The organism is Micromonospora sp. NPDC049204 (genome assembly GCF_040647935.1).
In the GTDB taxonomy this organism is placed as follows: domain Bacteria; phylum Actinomycetota; class Actinomycetes; order Mycobacteriales; family Micromonosporaceae; genus Micromonospora.
This window is the reverse complement of sequence record NZ_JBEZDC010000007.1, coordinates 294,687-314,509: the sequence shown is the minus strand read 5'-3', so window position 1 is coordinate 314,509 and position 19,823 is coordinate 294,687. Positions and strand designations below refer to the sequence as shown.

Below are 19,823 nucleotides of genomic sequence, written 5' to 3'. Positions count from 1 at the left end.
TTCAACGCGAGCACGCCCGTCAGGCCGCCGCCCGTAGCGCGCTCTCCACCCGGCGGCGCAGATCGTCGAGGTCGATGCCGGACTCGGTGAGCACCAGCGCGCCCAGCCCGTGCCCCTCCCGGAGCACCCCGAGCAGGATGTGCTCGGTGCCGATGTGTTTGTGGCGCAGGCGCAGCGCCTCGCGCAGGGACAGCTCCAGCGCTTTCTTGGACCGGGGCGAGAACGGCCCGCCGAGGTAGCGCTTGCGCCCCCACCGGCGGCGCGGCGCCGGCACGGCCTCGCGCAGCGCGTCCGGGCCGAAGGACTGCTCGATGCGGGCCACGATCGCGGCCAGGTCGATGCCGATCTCCCGCAGGGCCGCCGCGTCCGCGTCGCCGAGGCCGGCGCCCCCGCTGACGGTGTGTCGGCGGACGCGCTCGCGCAGGTCGTCGGCGCGTACGCCGGCGTCGGCCAGCACCCGGCTGGCCAGACCGGCGTCGTCGGCGAGCAGGGCGAGCAACAGGTGCTCGGTGCCGACCGGCCGTTGGCCCTCGGCCCGCGCCTCCTCCAGCGCCCGATGCACCACGCCGCGCGCCCGGTCGGTGAACCGTTCGAACATCACGCCTCCCAGGATGAGTTGACCGCCGGTCGCCCGGCGTGCTTCTTGTGCACCGCCTGCCGGCTGACCTCGAGCGCGTCGGCGATCTCCTGCCAGGACCAGCCCTGTCGACGGGCGTTGTCCACCTGGACCACCTCGAGCCGCTCGAGCAGCCGGCGCAGCGCGCGGACAGCGCGCAGCCCGACCCGGGGGTCGGTGCTGCCGGCTGCCGCCGCGAGTTCTGTCGCCTGACTCATGCCGTCAACATACGTTGACAGCACGACTCGTGTCAACCCCAGTTGACGCACCCCTGGTCAGTAACAGTCGTTGATCGGCTCGCGGGCCTGGACCGGGCGCGCTGGTGCCGGCGAACCACTCGACCCCCGACGGTTCGGCCGGATGAGGAACGGGACGCACGCCGCTCCGATGAGACCCATCGCGACTGCGATGTTGGCCATCCACAGCATGGATTCATCGGCGCTGGAGAAGCCGACGAGTATCCCGATGTTGACGCCCCAGTGCAGGACGGTGGACACGAGGACGCGTGCCCACCACGGCCGTCCGGTCGTGACGGCCGCCGCTGCGACGGACAGCCCGATGGCCGATACGACGAAGACGGAGTAGACCGCGAGCCCGGCGCCTGCCATGGGGAAATGGCCGAGCCCGAACAACAGGCCAGTGATGGCGGCGGCCGACAGCGTCGCCATGCGTGTTTCGAGGATGGGTTGCACGAAGCCCCGCCAGCCGACTTCCTCGCCGGCCGCGCCGAGGAACTGCGCGAGCAGGATCAGTGCGAGGGGCGCGGGAAGCGTCGAGGTGTGCGGCGACTGCCAGCGGTGCGGTTCGGCGATCGCCAGAAGCCAGAGAACCAGGGTGACCATCAGCGCCAGCCCGGCGGCGGCACAGAGTGGGGCGAGGACGCCCCGCCTGGTCGTACGCGGGTAGGGCAGGCGGCCTCGCCAGACGGCGTACGCGACGAGGGCGCCGACGGTGGTGGAGAACTGGGCGAGCACCAGGATGGTCGGATCGAGCCCGGCTGCCCCCTGCGCCAGCGCGAATACCGGCGAGGCGGCGGCCGACACCGCGAGGAACGTGACGACAACCGTCGTCACGCGGGCCCCACCCGCTCCGGCCGGAGGAGAAGTCTTCGTCATGTGCCCAGCCTCGGACAGGCGGCGGCTGCGGGCACTGGAGCTGGACCTCCGACTGGGGTGCAGCTTCCCCTACCAAGCAGGCTCAGCGTTCGTTGAGATACGCGAGTACCGCCAGGACCCGCCGGTTGTCGTCGAGACTCGGGTGCAGACCGAGCTTCGCGAACACGTTCGAGATGTGTTTGGTCGTCGCGCTCTCGCTGATGTGCATCTCGTCGCCGATCGCCGTGTTCGAGCGGCCCTGCGCCATGAGGTCGAGGACCTGCCGCTCGCGTTCCGTGAGTGTGCCGACGGGCCCGCCTCGTTCGACCCGGTTGATGAGCGCACCGATGACCGTGGGATCGAGTACGGTGCCGCCGGCGGCGACCTGGTCGAGGGCGTCCATGAACTGGCGAGGATGGGACACCCGGTCCTTCAACAGGTAGCCGATCGCACCGGCTTGGTCGGCGAGGAGTTCACGCACGTACAACTGCTCGACGTACTGCGAGAACAGCAGGACCGGCAGCGCCGGTTGGACCCGTCGCGCCGCCAGCACGGCGCGCAGCCCCTCGTCGGTGTGCGACGGGGGCAGGCGGATGTCGACGATCGCGACGTCGGCGCGCCAGTCGCCGAGCACCCGACTCAGCTCGGGTCCGGTACCCACCTGCTCGACCACCTCGTGACCGACGGCCTCGAGCAGGCTGACCAGGCCCACACGCAGCATTGTCTGGTCTTCTGCGACGACTACGCGCACGGCACCTCCAGGGCGATCTCCGTCGGGCCGCCCACCGGGCTCCGGACGGTGAGAGTGCCGTCGAAGGCGGCCAGCCGTCGGCGTGTGCCGTCGAGCCCGCCGCCGGGGACGACCACCGCGCCCCCCTTGCCGTCATCCCGCACCTCGATGCGGAGGCGGTCCTCGCCGATGTCCGCCGTCACCGCGAGGTGAGCCGCGCCGGAGTGCTTCGCGGCGTTGGTCAGCAGTTCGCGGGTGGCGAAGTACGCCGCGGCCTCGAGCGACGAGTCCAGCCGTACGGGTAGCCGTATCCGCGTGGTCACCGGCAGTGCCGACTCGATGGCCATCGCCTCGATCGCCGCGCCCAGGCCGCGATCGGCGAGGACAGGCGGGTGGATCCCGCGCATGAGGTCGCGCAGCTCACCGAGGGCGTTCGAGGAGTCGTCGCGCGCTTGCCCGATGAGGGCGAGCGCGGCGTTGGTGTCGCTGGCCATGAGGGTCTCGGCGAAGCCCAGCTTCATGCCGATCGCCACGAGTTGGGCCTGGGCACCGTCGTGCACGTCCCGTTCGAGGCGGCGAAGCTGCGCGGCCGCGTCGTCGCGGACCTCTTCGCGGCTGGCCGAGAGGACGGAGACCCGCGCTTGCAGATCGACCAGGTGGCTGCCGATCAGCACGGACGACCAGCGGGCCTGCACCCGTAACCACCAGGATCCGCTGAGCAGGCCGATGACGACCAGGGCGCAGCCGAGGACGGCGGCGTACGGCACCGTGCTGGCCGTCGTGACGGGGATGAACACGTACCATTCGGTTGGTTCCAGCCGGAGGCCGAGGTAGAGGATCGGCATGGCCACGCACCCGTACAGACCCCAGCCGACGAGCCCGAGTGGTGCGATCAGCACGAGCACAGTGCTGGTGAACGGGTCGACAACCGCCCACCGCGTCAGACGCCAGAAGGCGCGGTCGTTGACGAGTCGCCAGCATTGACGCGCCTGGGCGACGAATCCGGACGCGGCGGGGTCCGGCAGGCTCGGCACCGCGACGTCGATGCCGGCGAAACGCTGATCCGTCCGGCGCAGCCGCTCGGCCTGACGATGCAGGACGCGTACGCAGCCGGGAAAGATCAGCACACCGACGCCCAGCGGGATGAGGCAGAGGGCCGTGGCGGCGACGAGCGTCATCGCCAGCACCGCGATCAGTTGGCCGGCGAGGACCAGTGACCCACGCAGCGCCGTCCACCGACCGATGGGCCGGCCCTCCACTCCGTCCGACATCGCCTCACCCCCATGATCAACCTGCACCTCAAACCATGTCTGACTCACCCGGTACGCGGCATCCACTGAGTGGCCATGCCGACGTGCACTTTTCCCCACCGCCGCCAGGCGGGCGCCGTTGCCTTTCGGATCTTCTGACGTCAATCCGGCTGCCGGAGGGAATTCTGAACGAAGTCGCGCGTCCAGATTCGCAGCGCCCGCGGCATGCTGCCCGTCAGGATTCGAAGACGGTCTCAACAAGGTCGGTGATGGGAACTTTCGGGTCGATGTCGCCCCACGGCGTGACTGCTACGGTGAGTTGGCGCCCGCTGCCTTCGGCAGTCCACGACTCGGCGTAGTAACCAAAGATCTCGCCGCGGTGGCCCCACAGCCTGACACCTCCGAGGGTGGACCTGGTCATCAGGCCCAGTCCGTATTGGTAGTCGCGCCTCGTGGCATGGGCGGTCTTCATTTGCTCCTGTTCGGCCGCGCCCAGCAGCCGCCCATTGACCAAGGCGCGGAAGAAGATATTCAGGTCCGCCGCTGTGGAGGTCATCTCGCCGGACGCGCCGGCCACGGAGGGATTGAACACGGTGATGTCGACCGGGTGGTCAACGCCGTCGTGTTCTACGGCGAGGTAGCCATGCGGGTGCACGCCGGCAAGAAAGGGATTGGTGCCCGGAACCTGGGTGTGCCGCAGCCCGAGCGGGCGAAGGATTCGGCGGCGCACCTCGGCTGCGTAGTGGGCGCCGGTGACCCGTTCGACAACCATGCCGAGCAGAACGAAGTTGGTATTCGAGTACTCCCACGAGCTACCGGGCTGGAACTGCAGTGGCAGGTCGTCGACGAAGGTGACGAGTTCTCGTGGTGTCCACGTCCGGTTACGCATCCGGACGATGTCCGCCGCCGACCGGTAGACAGCGCGGAACGACGCGGCGTTCGTGTAGTTGAATACGCCACTGGTGTGCTGCAAGAGGTGACGCAATGTGATGTGTGAGCCGTCGGGAAGGATGCCTGGCAGCCACCGCTGCAGAGTGTCGTCCAGCGTGAGGCGCCCCTCGCCGGCGAGTTGCAGGACGACAGTGGCGATGAAGCACTTGGTGATGCTGCCTGCCCGGAACCGCCCCTCGGCCGGTACAGGTCGACGTGTGCCCAGCCGCGAGACGCCGCTGGCGCCTTTCCAGACGTCTGCGCCGTTCTTTACCTCGGCGAGTACGCCGACCGCCGCAGCTGCGGCGATGTCGTCCAGCGCCGCCTGCATCTTGCCGATGCGCAGTGTCCGGCCCGCTGTCGCGCTGCGTGCCGGCGCTGCGGCAGCGGCGCGGGCCGGCGCGGCGGCAGCGGCGCGGGCCGGCGCGGCGAGCACGTCGGTGGCGTCAGTGGCCGCAGCGAACCCCCCGGCCGCGACGATGTGCAACAGACTCCGGCGAGTGACCATTCAAGCCTCCTGTATCGCGGGTTACGCCTGCCCGGACGCATCTCTGGTTACGCGGATCGGCATCTTCGGCGGCTGGGTACCGCTGCCGATCGCGCGGTTCGTGTCGCCCGGGCCGGCCGTGCCTTGCCTGTTGTACTACGACCATAGGACAGTAAGGCAGGCATTCAGGGGTGTCAACGAGATGCAGGCGGGGAACGACAACGAATCTGCTGCGATCCGAGCGCGCATGGGCCACGCGGTACGTCGCAATCCCACGTCATAGTTGCGCAGGGCGACTGGCGGGCCGGCTCTCGCGCATTGCCCGACGCGGCGAAGGCTCATGAACGTGCCGAACTCGGACACATTCAGGGCAAGATCGTCCTATCCGTCGTGCAGGAGTAGGACCCGCTTCCACCGAGAACGCTCACGCCGCCGCAAGCACCCGACTACCCTCGGTCAGGGACAGCGTGGTCGTGCCGGGCGCGCCGCCGGGAGGTGATACCGATGGCCGCAGCCACCGACGCGGCGGTGCTGGTCGCCCTCGGCTCGGATCTCGACCTCCCGGTCGTCGAGCAGGCCGCGCAGGAAGCCGCCGGGCACGGCCGTGCCCTGCACCTGCTGCACACCTTCGACTGGCACGCGGCCTTCGCCGCGGACAGCGTCGCCGCGCCCCGCGACCGGGCCGAGGAGCTGCTCACCCGGGCCGCGCAACTCGCCCACCAGACCGAACCCGGACTGACCGTGGGCAGCGAGATCGTCGAGAGCGCCCTGCTGGCCACCCTCATCCGCCGATCGGAGACGGCCTTCCTGCTGGCGGTCGGCGACAGCGGGATGGCCGGCAGCGGCCAGTGCGTCCCGGCCGAGACGCCCGCCGTGCAGTTGGCCGCACGGGCCGGTTGCCCGCTGCTGGTGGTCCGCCGCGAACCGCCACCGCCGGGCCCGGTGCTGGTCGGGGTGGACGGCTCGCCCAGCTCGCACCTCGCGCTTCAGTGGGCGGTGGAGTGCGCGTCCCGCCGGGACGCCCGGCTGCTCGCGCTGCGGGTGGCCGAGCAGGACGAGGACACCGACGCGGTCGCCGAGCAGCTCACCGAGGCGCTGGCCCGGCATGCCGGCCGCAACGCTTCGGTGCCCACCGAGTGCCGTGTCGTCCGCGGCGATCCCGGTCAGGTGCTGATCGACACCTCCCGCACATCCCAACTGGCGCTGGTCGCCGCCCGCGGCGACGAACCGGGACGAGCGATGTTGGGCGCGGTCGCCCAGTCCCTGCTCTACCACTCCCCCGCACCGGTGGTCGTCGTCCGTGGTCTCACCGAGACGCCGCTGGCCGCGCCGGACGCCCGGCCGACCCGGAACCAACGGCCCTGACCCGGGGCGTGCGCGGCGGCGAAGCCGACGCCCCCACTCCTACCCGCGAGAGGCAGCCTGATGGACACCGCTCTCGACGTGCGAAGCGCCCTCACCGACGACGAACTGCGCCGGCTGGACGCCTACTGGCGCGCCGCGAACTACCTCACCGTCGGGCAGATCTACCTGCTGGGCAACCCGCTGCTGCGGGAGCCGCTGACCCCCGACGACATCAAGCCACGCCTGCTCGGGCACTGGGGTACCAGCCCCGGGCTCAACCTCGTCTACGCCCATCTCAACCGGGTGATCGTGGCGCGTGACCTCGACGCCATGCTGGTCACCGGCCCCGGGCACGGTGGCCCGGCCATCGTGGCCAACACCTGGCTGGAGGGCACCTGGTCCGAGCGCTACCACGATGTGGCGCGCGACGAGGTCGGGATGGCCAAGCTGTTCCGCCAGTTCTCCTTCCCCGGCGGCATCCCCAGCCACGTCGCGGCGGACGTGCCGGGCTCCATCCACGAGGGCGGCGAGCTGGGGTACGCGCTCAGCCACGCCTACGGCGCGGCGTTCGACCACCCGGACCTGGTGGTGGCCTGCGTGATCGGCGACGGCGAGGCGGAGACCGGGCCACTGGCCGGCAGTTGGCTCTCCGACGTGTTCCTCAACCCCGCGCGCGACGGCGCGGTGCTGCCCATCCTGCACCTCAACGGCTACAAGATCGCCAACCCGACCGTGTTGGCCCGGATCCCCGAGGCCGATCTGCTCGACCTGATGCGCGGGTCGGGCTACCAGCCGTACGTGGTGGCCGGCGACGACCCGGCCGTGGTGCACCGCACGCTCGCCGCGACGATGGACCGGGTGCTGGACGAGATCGCCGAGATCCAGCGGCGGGCCCGTTCCGGCGGCGTCGTCGAGCGTCCCCGCTGGCCGATGATCATCCTGCGGACGCCGAAGGGTTGGACCGGCCCGCAGGAGGTGGACGGCGTGCAGGTGGAGGGCACGTACCGCGCCCACCAGGTGCCGCTGTCGGGGGTCCGCGACAACCCGGCCCACCTGGCCGAGTTGGAGCGGTGGCTGCGCGGCTACCGCCCCGAGGAGCTGTTCGACGCCACCGGCGCGCCGGTGGAGGAGCTGCGGACACTGCCGCCGCGCGGAGACCGGCGGATGAGCGCCAACCCGGTCACCAACGGTGGCGTGGTGCTGCGCGACCTGGCCCTGCCCGACTTCCGCGACTACGGCGTGGACGTCGAAGAACCGGGCCAGCCGATGGCCGGTGCGACAGGGGTGCTCGGTCCGTGGATCCGCGACGTCATCAGCGCCAACCCGGAGACGTTCCGACTGTTCGGTCCGGACGAGGTCGCCTCCAACCGGCTGGGCGCGGCGTTCGAGGTGACCGGCCGGGCGTGGGTCGCCGCCACCGTTCCCGGCGACGACCACCTCTCCCCCGACGGCCGGGTCATGGAGGTGCTCTCCGAGCACCTGTGCCAGGGCTGGCTGGAGGGTTACCTCCTGACCGGCCGCCATGGCGTCTTCACCAGCTACGAGGCGTTCATCCACATCGTCGACTCGATGCTCAACCAGCACGCCAAGTGGCTGAAGGTGACCCGGGCCATCCCCTGGCGGCAGCCGATCGCCTCGCTGAACTACCTGCTGTCCAGCCACGTCTGGCGTCAGGACCACAACGGCTTCTCCCACCAGGACCCCGGCTTCATCGACCACGTGGTCAACAAGAAGGCCGAGGTGGTCCGGATCTACCTGCCGCCGGACGCCAACACCCTGCTCGCCACGATGGACCACTGCCTGCGCAGCCGGCACTACATAAACGTGGTGGTGGCCGGCAAGCAGCCGGCGCCGAACTGGCTGACGATGACCGAGGCGATCCAGCACACCCGACGCGGCCTGGGGATCTGGGAGTGGGCCAGCAACGACGGAGGCATCGAACCGGACGTGGTGCTGGCCTGCTGCGGGGACGTGCCCACCCTGGAGACGTTGGCCGCCGTCGAGCTGCTCCGCCAGCACCTCCCGGACCTACGGGTGAGACTGGTGAACGTGGTCGACCTGATGCGACTCCAGACGGACACCGAGCATCCGCACGGCCTGACCGACAACGAGTTCGACACCATCTTCACCCAGGACCGGCCGATCATCTTCGCGTACCACGGTTACCCCTGGTTGATCCACCGGCTGACCTACCGCCGCAACAACCACGAGAACCTGCACGTACGCGGCTACAAGGAGGAGGGCACCACCACCACCCCGTTCGACATGGTGATGCTCAACGACCTGGACCGCTTCCACCTGGTCATCGACGTCATCGACCGGGTACCCGGGCTGGCCGCCCGCGCCGCGCACCTGCGCCAGCGGATGGTCGACGCCCGGCAGGCCGCCCGCGACTACACCCGCCGCTACGGCGAGGACGACCCCGAGGTCGCCGAGTGGCGCTGGGTCCGCGAAACCGACCCGACGAACCCCTGAGGAGAACGACGTGCGCGACGCGGAGATCCTGGTCGGCTACGACGGCTCCACCGACGCCACGGTGGCGCTGCGGTGGGCGCTGGAGGAGGCTCGGCACACCGGCCAACCGGTGCGGCTGGCGTACGTCTTCGAGTGGCTGACCGTGGCCGGCTGGGTCGGCCCGGGTGTGACGCCCGGGGTCTGGCCGGACGAGACCGCCCGCCGCCAGGTCGAGGACCTGGTCGGCAAGGCCGCGGCGGACGCCACCGCCACCCACCCCGGGCTGACGATCACCGGCGACGTGTACGACGGACCACCGGCCCTGGTGTTGCAGGAACGCTCGGCCGAGGCCGGCATGCTGGTGCTCGGCAGCCGAGGCCACGGCGGATTCGGTGGCCTGCTGGCCGGGTCCACGGCCGTGTCGGTGGCCGCCCACGCCCACTGCCCGGTGGTGGTGGTTCGCGACGGGACGGGCGGTCAACCGGACGGCCCGGTGGCGGTCGGGGTGGACGGTTCGGGGCCGTCGCTGGTGGCGCTCGGTTTCGCCGCGGAACGGGCGGCCCGCCGGCAGATGCCGTTGCGCGTACTGCACGCCTGGACCCCGGGCCCCGCAGCGGCGGCCGGGGTGCCCGACGAGCGGGCCGCGGTGGAGCAGGCGCTGGAGCCGTGGCGGCGAACCTTCCCGCAGCTCAGCGTGACCGTCGACCTGATCTCGGGCAGCCCGGCGGCGATGCTGATCGAGGCGAGCCGGTCCGCGCAGTCGGTGGTGGTCGGCAGCCGGGGTAGGGGTGGGCTGGCCGGGATGCTGCTCGGCTCGGTCAGCCAGCAGGTCATCCAGCACGCCACCTGTCCGGTCGCGGTGGTCCGGGAACGCTGACCGCCCGCCGTCAGGTGAGCAGCCGATCCAGTGGTCGTGGGATGGCGCCCGGGTCGAGGGCGTGGACGAGCGCACGAGCGTAGCGCGCCTTGCGGCCGCTCATCGTGCCCATGAAGCGGCGCAGTTGCCGCTCGATCGTCCGTCCGCGCTGCGCGGGCTGGTTCTGGAAGACCCGGAACTTCGCCAGATCCCGCTCGGCGTCGATGACCCGCTCGACACCGTCGCTGCCGAGCGCGCGGATCAGCTCGTCCTCCAGGTCGGTCACGCAGACCTGGAAGCCGAGCGCCTCCAGGTCCGAGCGGGTCAGGTCGCCACCGAAGCCGGCCTGTTCCAGCCCTCGCCGGAAGAAGCCCTCCTCGGCCTCGTCGCAGAGCCCTCGTACGGTCGGTGTCAGCCCCTGCGCGCCGAAGAGCCGCAGGTAGCGGGCGACACTCATCGCGCCGCCGATCGGCAGGACGCACACGCCCTCGCCGGCCAGGTCGCGGCCCCGCCGCTCGGCCAGCGCCTCCACCGCGCACTGGTCGCTGAAGCCCTCGACGAGCACGACCGTGCTCAGGTCGCCAGCCTGGGCACGGGCCACCGTGGCGGCTGCCGCGGCGCCCGCGCCGCCGGCCGCCCAGACCTGCACGGCACCTCGGAAGCGGTCCGGTTCTCGCACAGGTCGGAGTCTCGCAACCTGCGAAGAAGACCGCTATCGGTTTGTGTACGGGAACGGCTCGCCACCGGGGTTGCGATGACGAGAAGTTTTCTGTGGTGGGCGATACTGGCGTGCCGCAGCCTCTCGAGGCCATCCGAGGCTGGCTCGACGTCGGCACGACCCGGACGGAGAAGGGTATGTCCAGCACCCCGCTGTCCCTGCCGCAGCCATCCGCGCGGGCACCCGAGTTCGGCCACGACGCGCTCATCGTCTGCGAGAACCTGGTGCGGATCTACCAGACCGGTTCGATCGAGGTGCAGGCGCTCCAGGGACTGGACCTGGCCGTGGAGAGCGGTGAGCTGATCGCCGTCGTCGGCGCCTCCGGGTCGGGCAAGTCGACGCTGCTCTCCATCCTGGCCGGCATCGACGCCCCCACCGCCGGGCGGGTCCGCGTCGACAGGTGGAACCTGCTGGCGATGTCCCGGGCGGACCGGGTGGACTACCGGCGGCGCACCGTCGGGTTCGTCCGGCAGCAGACGGCGAGCAACCTGATCCCGTACCTGACCGCACGGGAGATGGTGGACCTGCCGATGACGGCGGCCCGAACCCCGAAGCAGGAGCGCCGGGAGCGCGCGGCCGAGCTGCTGGACAGCCTCGGTGTCGCCGACTGCGCCGATCGGCGACCCGGGCAACTCTCCGGTGGGCAGCAGATGCGGGTCGCGATCGCGGTGGCGCTGGCCAACCAGCCGCGGGTGCTGCTCGCCGACGAGCCGACCGGCGAACTGGACGCCGCCACGTCCGCGGAGGTCTTCGGCGTGCTGCGGGACGTCAACCGCCGGTACGGCGTGACCGTCGTCGTGGTGACCCACGATCCGGAGGTCAGCGGCCAGGTCGAACGTACCGTCGCGATCCGGGACGGGCGCACCAGCAGCGAGGTGCTGCGCCGCACCACCACCGACGCGGAGGGTGACACGCAGATGATCGCCGAGGAGTACGCCGTGATGGACCGGGCCGGGCGGGTCCAGGTGCCCCGCGAGTTCCGCCAGGCGCTGGAGCTGACCCGACGGGTCCGGCTGGCCCTGGAACCCGACCACATCACGATCCGCCCCGACTCGGGTAGCGGCGAGTGAGCGGCGAGCCACTGCTTCGTGTGCGCGGCGTACACCGGCGCTTCCGCACCGGGCCGAGCGTCGTACACGCCCTGCGCGACGTGTCGTTCGACGTGGCCGCCGGTTCGATGGTGGCGCTCGTCGGCCGGTCCGGTTCGGGCAAGACCACCCTGCTGAACGTCATCGGCGGCCTGGACCGCCCGGACGCCGGCACCGTGCACGTCGGCGACACCGACGTCACCGCGCTCGACGAGGACGGGCTGTCCCGGCTGCGGCGCGAGAAGGTGTCGTACGTCTTCCAGAACTTCGGGTTGATCCCGGTGCTGTCGGCCGCGGAGAACGTCGCGGCCCCACTGCGGATGGCCCGCGTCGACCCCAGCGAGCGTGAGCGGCGGGTCGAGTTGCTGCTGGAGCTGATCGGTCTGGCCGACCACGCCCGGCAGCGGCCGGCCGAGCTGTCCGGCGGCCAGCAGCAGCGGGTGGCGATCGCCCGCGCGCTGGCCGCCTCGCCCCAGTTGGTGCTCGCCGACGAGCCCACCGGGCAACTGGACGCCGAGACCGGCCTGTCGGTGATGGCCCTGCTGCGCGGGATCGTGGAATCCGAAGGCGTCACCGTGGTGGTGTCGACGCACGACGCGGTGATGATGGCCCTGGCCGACCGGGTGATCCACATCCAGGACGGACACCTCGACGAACAGGACGCCGGGTGACGCGATGATGAGGCTGGTCAGCCGGCGCGCCCGCGCGCAGTGGCCGTTGCTGGCAGCCCTCCTCGGGGTCGTCACGATCGGCGCGACCCTGCTGGGCACCTGCACCCTGCTGGTCACCCGCACCGCCGAGCGGGCGCTGGAGGTCGCCATGGCCCGCGCCGTCCCCGCCGCCGTCGACGTGACCGTCTACACCGGCACCGTCGAGGGCCCGCACACGTCGTCGGTCGCCGCCGACACCCGTACCGTGGTGGCCTCCACACTCGGGCCATACCCGGTGACGACGACCGCGCGGGCGTCGACAGTGCTGCGGGCGCTGCCACCCACGCTCGCCGAGGGCACCAGCGTCGGAGCCCAGGCGTACCTGTCGGGGCTCGACGACCTGCCGGCCCGAGCCGAGCTGGTCACCGGCCGCTGGCCGAAGGACCCCGGCGACACGGTGCTGCTGGAGTCCACCGCCCGGCTGCTCGGCCTCGCCCCCGGCCGCCGGGTGCGCCTCGGCGCCGAACTGGCCCACGCGCCCGTCCCGGCCATCGACGTGCTCGTCGTCGGCGTGGTACGCCCGCTGCCGGAGCGCGGCTGGGACCGCGATCCGCTGTCCACCGAGGGCTACCGCACCGGCTACCGGGACGGCCGCTTCCTGCAACCGGTCAACGCCTACGGCCCGTTCCTCGTCGACCTCGACGACCTGCTCACCACCGGTGCCACCATCGACCGGATGGAGCTCACCGCCCATCCGGACCTGTCCCACCCCAACCGCCACGACCTGGAAACCGTGGCCGAGGCCGTCCGTGCTGCCGACAGCCGGCTGGCGGGCACCCTCGGCGACCGCGTCGAGCTCGCCCGTGTCTCCTCCGAACTGCCGCTGACCCTGCGGGCCGCCGACGACCAACGGCACGTCACCGCCGCCGTCGTGCTCGCCATCGCCGTCCTCGGCGGTGTCCTGGCCGCGGCGGCACTCGTCCTCGCCGGCCGGCTGACCACGGGCATCCGCGCCGAGGAGACCGCCCTACGGTCCGCCCTGGGTACCAGTCGTCGCCAGCTCGCCGCCACCGCGACACTCGAGGCCGGGCTCGTCGCCGCCGTCGCCGCCGCGCTCGCGATACCGGCCTCGTCGGCCCTGCACGCCGGCCTGACCCACCTGCCGCCGCTGGACGGCGCCGGCCTGACCGTCCGGCCGGCCATCGCCGGTGCCCAGGTCCTCGCGGTCACCGGCGGCGCGCTGGTGCTCGCCGCCGTCCTCACCATCCTGGCGATCCGGCCCGTCCCGGCGGCCGGCGACCAGCGCACCCGCCGCGAACTGCTGGCCCGATCCGGCGCCGACGTGATGCTCGCGGTGTTCGCCGCCGCCGGATGGTGGCAGCTGTACGCGCAGCCCACCGCCGCCAGCCCACGCGTCGACGCGGTCCGGGTGCTCGCACCCGCGCTGCTGCTCACCGCAGGCGCCGCCCTGGCCCTCCGGGTGGTCCTGCCCGCGCTTCGCGCCGCCGACCGGCTGGCGTACCGCGCCCGTGGGCTGGCCCTTCCGCTGGCCGTCGCGGAGGCCGCCCGCCGGCCACAGGCGGTCGCCGCCGGGCTGCTCGTCGGGCTGGCCTGCGCGGCCGGCACCTTCGGCCTCGCCTTCGACACGACGTGGCACCAGTCGCAGCGCGACCAGGCGGCGCTCTCCGTCGGCACCGACCTGGCACTCACCCTCAGCACGGCGCCGGCGGCCGGCGACGGCGCGGCCGTCAGCGCGGCCACCACGGGGGTGGTGAGTCCGGCCCTCAACCGTGGTGTCACCGTCGGTCAGTGGCTCGGCAGCGCCGGCATCCCGCCGCACCTGGTCGCCGTCGACACCACCCGCGCCGACGCGCTGCTGCGCGGACGGCTGGACAGCGGCCGCGAATGGGCGGACGTGGGCACCACGCTGGCACCACGCACCCGGGTCGCCGGCCTCCCCGTCCCGACCGGCGCCCCGCTCGTCCTGAGCGGGACCGCCGCCGGCGACACTCCACTCACCGTGACGCCCCGGCTGCTGCTACAGGACGCCACCGGCCTCCGCACGTCCTGCGGCGGTCCCGCCCTACCCCTCGACGGCCAGGAGCTTCGGCTGCCCAACTGCGCGACGACTGACGGGCTGCGCCTCGTCGCGGTCGCCCTGCCGATCACCACCGACGCGGTCGGGGGACCCGTCGCCATCGCCGTCACGCTCACCATCCCGCGCACCGGATCGGCGGAGAGGCCCACCGACGGATCGGACTGGACCGCCACGTCCGCGCCGCCGATCCCCGGCAAGCTGACCGACCCGGCCGTCACGCTGTCCGCCACGCCGACGGGAACCGCGCTGCGGATGGCCGCGATCGTCAAACTCGACGGCGGCGCCGAGGACGCCGCCCGGACCCTCGTCGCCACCGCCTTCCCCGACCCCGGCCCGGTGCCCGTCGCCGTCTCCGCCGCCTTCGCCAGCGAGGTCGACGCCGACAGCGGCAGTCAGCTCAGCATCACGGTCGGCAGCACGCCCGTCCCGATCGTCATCACGGGGGTGGTGCCGACCGTACCGTCGGCCCCCGGCGCCGTCGCCGTCCTGGCCGACCTGGACACGCTGTCCCGCGCACGCGCCGTCCGAGGCGACCTGACGTTCCCGGTCGACGCCTGGTGGGTCGGCCACCCGGCCGGTCCCGACGCCGCCGAGCGGGCCGGCGCCCTGCACCTGGGCACCGTCGCGACCCGCGAGGCGGAGACCGCCCGCCTCACCGGCGGCCCGCTGCGCGTCGGGCTGCCGGCCGCGCTCCAGCTCACCGTCCCGGCCGCGGCCCTGCTGCTGCTCGCCGGCGTCGTCCTGCACGTGACCTGTGACCTCCATCTCCGCGCCGTCGAGGTGGCGCGGCTGCGCGGCCTGGGGATGTCCCGGCGCGGCATCCGGGCCGTCCTACTCGGCCAGCACGCAGGCGTCCTGCTGCCCCTGCTCGCGGCCGGTGCGGGCCTCGGCGCGCTCGCCACCCGCTTCGTCGCTCCCCTGCTCGTGCGCTCCGACACCGGTGCCGCGCCCGTCCCGGCCGCCCAACCACAGTGGCCGTGGCCAGCCGAGGCCGCACTGCTCGCCGTCCTGCTGGCCGGATGCCTGCTGGCGGTCGCCGTCGTGGTCACCGTCCAGGTCCGCCGGGCCGACGCCGCGCACCTGCGGGTGGCGCCGTGAAGCGGTGGCTGACCCGCCGGTTGCCCGCGCCGCACTGGCCCAGCATCCGCGGCCGTGGCCGTGCCGACGCCGGACCACTGCTGCTCACCGCCGCCGTCATCGCGGCCGTCACGCTGCTCGCCGGGGCCGTGCCGACGCTGCTCCGCGCCGCCGCCGACGACGCCATCCAGGACGCGGTACGCCGCTCCGGCCAGGACTCGAACGTCCTCGTCCTCGCCCACTGGGAACCCGACGACGGGTCGGCCGGCGGACGGGTCCGGGTGCCCCGCCTCGCCGACGACGTCGACGGCTTCCGCACGCGGGCGACGTACGCGCTCGGACCCGAACTGGACGCCGCGCTGCTCCCGCCCGTCGTCGTCGTCAACGGCCCGGTCCTCAGCATCACCGACGGCAGCGCGCCGCGTACCTTCCAGTTCACCTACCTGGACGGCGAGTCGGGCGCCCCGGACGTCACCTGGATCGCCGGCACCGCGCCCGGCGCCGCCGTCACCGATGAGTACGTCGAGATCCCCTACGACGCCCCACCCTGGCCGGTGCAGGTCGGCCTCTCCGACGCCGACGCCGCCGCACTCGGCCTCGGCCCCGGCGATCGCATCCCGGTCAGCGACAACAAGGGCCGTGACCGGGACGTCCGGATCAGCGGTATCTACCGGCCCGCGGACAGCGCCGACCCCCTCTGGCGACTCGCCCCGGCGCTCCTGCGCCCCGTGCCCGGCGCCGACGGCGTGGGGACCACCCGGATCGGTGGCCTGCTGTCCCGTGCGTCGTTGCCGGACGCCCGGCTCGCCGTGGACGAGGACCAACTGCGGCGCACCGTCCACTTCGCCCCCGACCCCGCCGCGCTCACCTGGGACGCCACCGCGGCCCTCGCCCGGCAGGTGGTCAAGCTCAAGGCGACCTCCGGCTCGTCGGGCGACCGCGACAGGTCCCTGAAATGGGAATCGCGGCTCGACACCACCCTGCGCGACGCCAGTGCCCGCAACAGCGTCGCCGCCGCACAGGCCGCCGTCCTGCTCGCCGGGGTACTGACCGCCACGGTGCTGGTGCTGCTGCTCGCCGCCGACCTGCTGGTCCGCCGCCGCACCCCGGCGCTGAGCGCCGCCCGTCAGCGTGGGGCGGCACTACCCGACCTCGGTACGGAACTGGTCGTCGAGTCCACAGTGGTATCCCTGTCGGCCGCCGCCGTCGGGCTCGCGCTCGCCCGCGCGGCCGCTCCGGGCGTCTCCTGGACCTGGGCCGTTCCCCTGGTCCTGGCCGGCGCCGTCGCCGGGCCGGCGTTCGGCATCCTCGCCGCCGCCCGCGCCAGCCGCGACCGGCGCCAACCCGCCAACCGGGCCGCCCGGCGCTGGATCCAGGCCACCGGTCAGCTGCGCCGCGCCGCCGTGGAGGCCGCGGTCCTGATCGCCGCGGTCGCCGCCTTCGTGGCCCTGCACCAGCGCGGGCTGCTGCCCGCCGGCCCCGACGGCGACACCGGTGGGCTGACCGGAGACCTGGTCCTGCCGATCAGCGCCCTGACTCTGGGCGCGCTCGTCGGCGCACTCGTCCTGCTCCGGCTGCTGCCCCTCGGGGCGCGGTTCGCGCTCCGACAGGCCCTGCGCTCGCGCCGCCCGCTGGCCGTGTTCGGTGCCGCCCAGGCGGCCACGACGGCCGGGCGCGCACTGCCGCTGCTGGTTGTGGTCAGCACCACGGCGCTCGCGTCGTTCGCGCTCATCCTCGGCCCCACCGTCACCCGGGGTCTGAGCGACGGCGCGTGGAGCACCGTCGGCGCCGACGCCCGGCTCAACGTCGACACCGACGCCGCGACCGCCACACCCGCACTCGCCGAACGCATCGCCGCCGCACCCGGGGTGGAGCAGGTCGTCGTCGCGCAGGTGACCGCCTCGGCGCCCGTCTTCACCGAATCGACACTGCTCACCCCACTCCTGGTCGTCGTGGACGCCAACGCGTTCCAGCGCCTGCTGGCCACCACCCCGCTGCCCGACGCGCCGGCGCTGGCCCGGCTCACGGCACCCGGCCCCGGGGACGTCCCGGCGCTGGTCCGATCGAGCGACGGCGGGCTGCGGACCGGCATGCGGCTGAAGCTCCCCCGGGACGACGCCCCGGCGATCCCCCTTGCCGCGGTCGGTACCGCTCCGTCCGTCGGCGGCACCAACGACGTCGTCATCGTGGACGCCACTGCCCTCGCCGCCGCCGGGCTGCCAACCGCTCCGAACACCGTCTGGGTGACCGGACCCGGCGCGGAGCGGGCCGTGTCGAACACCGGCGTCGCCTCCGAGGCCGTGCTGCGCGCGGACGTCCTGCGGGCGCAGCGGGTGGCTCCGCTGACCGCGGGGGTGCTACGGCTGGCGTGGACGGCCGCCGCGGTGCTGGTGGCGCTGGGGTTGCTCGGCCTCACGCTCGCCGCCGCAGCCGGTGCGTCGGCGCGGTGGCAGACCCTGACCCGGCTGCGGACCCTCGGCCTGCGACCGCGCGACGTCCGCTGGGTGGCCGCCGGAGAGTTGCTGCCGCCGGTCGTGGTCGCCGCGGTGTGCGGTCCGCTCCTCGGGGCCCTGCTCGCACGTCTGACGCTCGGCCCACTCGACCTGCGGCTGCTCACCGGCCAAACCGCCGACCCGGTGCCGGTCCTGCCGTGGTGGCTGCTGGGCCTGGTGGGCGTGACGCTGATCGCGACGGCCGCCACGGTCGTACCTGTCGAGTCGGCGCTGCGGCGACGCGACCGGCTGAGCGAGGTCCTCCGGGCCGGCGAGTAACCAAGCGGTGGCCGGACCGGGCGGTGGCCGGACCGGGCGGGTGGCCGGCGGCCAAGTGGCGCTCGGCCGAATCGCCTTGGGCGCCCTCAGGCCGAGCAGGAACGGCGACCCCCGCGGTCCGGGTGAACGGACCACCTGATCTGCCGGTGTGGATGGTGGGCGATACTGGGTTTGAACCAGTGACCTCTTCCGTGTCAAGGAAGCGCGCTCCCACTGCGCCAATCGCCCGTGGTGACCGCCGGAACAGGCGGTCAGCCCCCGTCGGGGCGAATCACGAGCGGACGACGGGATTCGAACCCGCGACCCTCACCTTGGCAAGGTGATGCGCTACCAGCTGCGCTACGTCCGCACGTCCCCGACAACCGCCGGCGACAGGTGAACTCTACCCGATGCCAAGATCGCTTGGCACGGCACCCTGGACGGTGACGGTTGCGCTGGTCCGCGCCGGGGTACTGAGGGGCTCGACAGCACACCACATCCCCCTAAGGAGGCTGTCATGGGTATCGGCACCAGCATCTTTCTGATCGCGCTCGGCGCGATCCTCACCTTCGCGCTCGACGCCAGCGTCGGCGGCATCAACCTCGACGTGGTCGGCTGGATCCTGATGGGCGCCGGTGTCCTCGGCCTGATCATGACCGCGCTGATCCTGGGTCGCCGCCGTCAGGTGGTCACCACCACCGAGCAGCCGGTGGAGTACGCGCGGGTCGAGGAGCGTCGGGACATCGCCCCGCCCATGTGACCCGACCACACGTCGCCGCCGGCGCAGCCAGCGACCGCGCGATGCCGGACGTGCCGGCGGCCTCGAGGTGAGCAGCCGGCGTGCCGCCGGTCACACCCGTTGAATCAAGCCATTTCCGCAGGTGAAGCGCTGCGGAGGCCGCGTTAACATCCGGATCGTGGAGTCTCTCGACACGGTGCTGGCCGCGCACCGGGCGTACCTGCTCGGCTGGAACATCGGCGTGGCCGGAGGGCCGGACCTCCCGACGTACCGCAGCGAGGTGCCGCACGCGACCCTCAACGGCGTGCTGCGCGTGGCCGGACGTACACCGCGGGACGCGCTCGTCGAGGCCCGGCAGCGCCTGCACGGCGTACCCCGGGTCTGGTGGGTCGGCCCGGACAGCGACGCCGGAACCGCCGACGGTCTGCTCTCCCTCGGCGCGGCCGAGATGGCCCGCCTGCCGATCATGACCGTGGCGATCGACGCGGCAGCCGAGGTCGCGACACCCGCCGGCCTGCGCATCACCGAGACCACCGACCTGGACACGTTCGTCCCGGCGTACGCCCGGGTGTCCGGGATTGCGGCGGGTGGGGTGGCCGCGACGATCGAGCGGGAGAAGGCGTTCACCGGCGACGGCACGGTGCTCCGACTGGCCGGTCGCCTGGACGACGGCCAGGTGGTCGGAACGGCCGTCGCCTGGCTCAGCCACGGACTGGTCACGCTCTACTTCGTGGGTACGCAGCCCGAGCACCGCCGCCGGGGCATCGGCGCCGCCCTGACCAGGGCAGCGCTCGACCTGGCCAGCGAGCGAGGCGCCCGCGCCGCCGCCCTCACCTCGTCGCCGATCGGCGAGCCGGTCTACCGCCGCCTCGGCTTCCGGCCGGTGGGCGAGTTCCGCATCCTCACCTTCTAGGAACCCAGCACGCCCGGCCGGGCCAGTCG

16 protein-coding genes and 2 tRNA genes are annotated in these 19,823 nt (G+C 72.8%); 9 read left to right on the top strand and 9 right to left on the bottom strand.

Annotated elements, in window-relative coordinates; all coding sequences use genetic code 11:
- Positions 1–19: 19 nt before the first annotated feature.
- The 6 genes from AB0A90_RS16690 to AB0A90_RS16665 all read right to left on the bottom strand — a co-directional run bounded on the left by AB0A90_RS16690 (position 20) and on the right by AB0A90_RS16665 (position 5,128).
- Positions 20–598 carry a Clp protease N-terminal domain-containing protein gene (locus tag AB0A90_RS16690; protein WP_357247914.1) on the bottom strand — a complete coding sequence of 193 codons (579 nt, stop codon included), beginning with the start codon at positions 596–598 and terminating at the stop codon, positions 20–22.
- The gene (locus AB0A90_RS16685; protein WP_007457155.1) at positions 598–834 is read right to left on the bottom strand and encodes an HTH domain-containing protein; all 237 of its coding nucleotides are present in this window, start codon (positions 832–834) and stop codon (positions 598–600) included. The genes AB0A90_RS16690 and AB0A90_RS16685 overlap by 1 nt, the downstream gene beginning before the upstream one ends.
- A gap of 57 nt (positions 835–891) precedes the next feature.
- The gene (locus AB0A90_RS16680; protein WP_357247911.1) at positions 892–1,689 is read right to left on the bottom strand and encodes a type II CAAX endopeptidase family protein; all 798 of its coding nucleotides are present in this window, start codon (positions 1,687–1,689) and stop codon (positions 892–894) included.
- 124 nt (positions 1,690–1,813) lie between these two features.
- A complete protein-coding gene (locus AB0A90_RS16675) occupies positions 1,814–2,461 on the bottom strand; it encodes a response regulator transcription factor (protein WP_357247908.1) in 648 nt (215 codons plus the stop codon).
- Entirely contained in the window at positions 2,452–3,711 is a 1,260-nt protein-coding gene (locus AB0A90_RS16670) for a histidine kinase (RefSeq protein ID WP_357247905.1), read from the bottom strand. Before AB0A90_RS16670 ends, AB0A90_RS16675 begins: the two co-directional genes overlap by 10 nt.
- Before the next feature lie 214 nt (positions 3,712–3,925).
- Positions 3,926–5,128: a serine hydrolase domain-containing protein gene (locus AB0A90_RS16665; protein WP_357247902.1), complete on the bottom strand. Its 1,203-nt coding sequence runs from the start codon at positions 5,126–5,128 to the stop codon at positions 3,926–3,928.
- 483 nt (positions 5,129–5,611) lie between these two features.
- Between AB0A90_RS16665 and AB0A90_RS16660 the strand changes: the two genes are divergently transcribed.
- Genes AB0A90_RS16660 through AB0A90_RS16650 form a run of 3 tightly spaced genes read left to right on the top strand, consistent with a single transcriptional unit; the run spans position 5,612 to position 9,782 of the window.
- The gene (locus AB0A90_RS16660) at positions 5,612–6,472 is read left to right on the top strand and encodes a universal stress protein (RefSeq protein ID WP_357247899.1); all 861 of its coding nucleotides are present in this window, start codon (positions 5,612–5,614) and stop codon (positions 6,470–6,472) included.
- A 60-nt stretch (positions 6,473–6,532) separates the two neighbouring features.
- Positions 6,533–8,926, top strand: a complete 2,394-nt coding sequence (locus AB0A90_RS16655) for a phosphoketolase family protein (RefSeq protein ID WP_357247896.1) — start codon at positions 6,533–6,535, stop codon at positions 8,924–8,926.
- 10 nt (positions 8,927–8,936) lie between these two features.
- On the top strand, positions 8,937–9,782 hold the full coding sequence (locus AB0A90_RS16650) for a universal stress protein (protein ID WP_357247893.1): 846 nt from the start codon (positions 8,937–8,939) through the stop codon (positions 9,780–9,782).
- Positions 9,783–9,792: 10 nt separating this feature from the next.
- On the opposite strand, the gene AB0A90_RS16645 is transcribed toward AB0A90_RS16650, so the two are convergent.
- Positions 9,793–10,440, bottom strand: coding sequence for a TOPRIM nucleotidyl transferase/hydrolase domain-containing protein (locus tag AB0A90_RS16645; RefSeq protein ID WP_357247890.1), 648 nt, complete (start codon positions 10,438–10,440; stop codon positions 9,793–9,795).
- A gap of 176 nt (positions 10,441–10,616) precedes the next feature.
- Here AB0A90_RS16645 and AB0A90_RS16640 point away from each other — a divergent pair, with 176 nt between their 5' ends.
- Genes AB0A90_RS16640 through AB0A90_RS16625 form a run of 4 tightly spaced genes read left to right on the top strand, consistent with a single transcriptional unit; the run spans position 10,617 to position 18,163 of the window.
- A complete protein-coding gene (locus tag AB0A90_RS16640) occupies positions 10,617–11,549 on the top strand; it encodes an ABC transporter ATP-binding protein (RefSeq protein WP_357247887.1) in 933 nt (310 codons plus the stop codon).
- Entirely contained in the window at positions 11,546–12,238 is a 693-nt protein-coding gene (locus AB0A90_RS16635) for an ABC transporter ATP-binding protein (RefSeq protein ID WP_357247884.1), read from the top strand. Before AB0A90_RS16640 ends, AB0A90_RS16635 begins: the two co-directional genes overlap by 4 nt.
- Before the next feature lie 4 nt (positions 12,239–12,242).
- Complete coding sequence (locus AB0A90_RS16630; protein ID WP_357247881.1) at positions 12,243–15,413, top strand: FtsX-like permease family protein; 3,171 nt, start codon at positions 12,243–12,245, stop codon at positions 15,411–15,413.
- The gene (locus AB0A90_RS16625; RefSeq protein WP_357247878.1) at positions 15,410–18,163 is read left to right on the top strand and encodes an ABC transporter permease; all 2,754 of its coding nucleotides are present in this window, start codon (positions 15,410–15,412) and stop codon (positions 18,161–18,163) included. The genes AB0A90_RS16630 and AB0A90_RS16625 overlap by 4 nt, the downstream gene beginning before the upstream one ends.
- Positions 18,164–18,316: 153 nt before the next feature.
- Here AB0A90_RS16625 and AB0A90_RS16620 read toward each other — a convergent pair.
- Positions 18,317–18,391: transfer RNA gene (locus tag AB0A90_RS16620), tRNA-Val, on the bottom strand.
- A gap of 48 nt (positions 18,392–18,439) precedes the next feature.
- A tRNA-Gly gene (locus AB0A90_RS16615) sits at positions 18,440–18,512 on the bottom strand.
- A gap of 147 nt (positions 18,513–18,659) precedes the next feature.
- Here AB0A90_RS16615 and AB0A90_RS16610 point away from each other — a divergent pair.
- Positions 18,660–18,902 carry a DUF6458 family protein gene (locus AB0A90_RS16610; protein WP_357247876.1) on the top strand — a complete coding sequence of 81 codons (243 nt, stop codon included), beginning with the start codon at positions 18,660–18,662 and terminating at the stop codon, positions 18,900–18,902.
- A gap of 157 nt (positions 18,903–19,059) precedes the next feature.
- Complete coding sequence (locus tag AB0A90_RS16605) at positions 19,060–19,794, top strand: GNAT family N-acetyltransferase (protein ID WP_357247873.1); 735 nt, start codon at positions 19,060–19,062, stop codon at positions 19,792–19,794.
- The last annotated feature ends 29 nt before the right edge of the window (positions 19,795–19,823 follow it).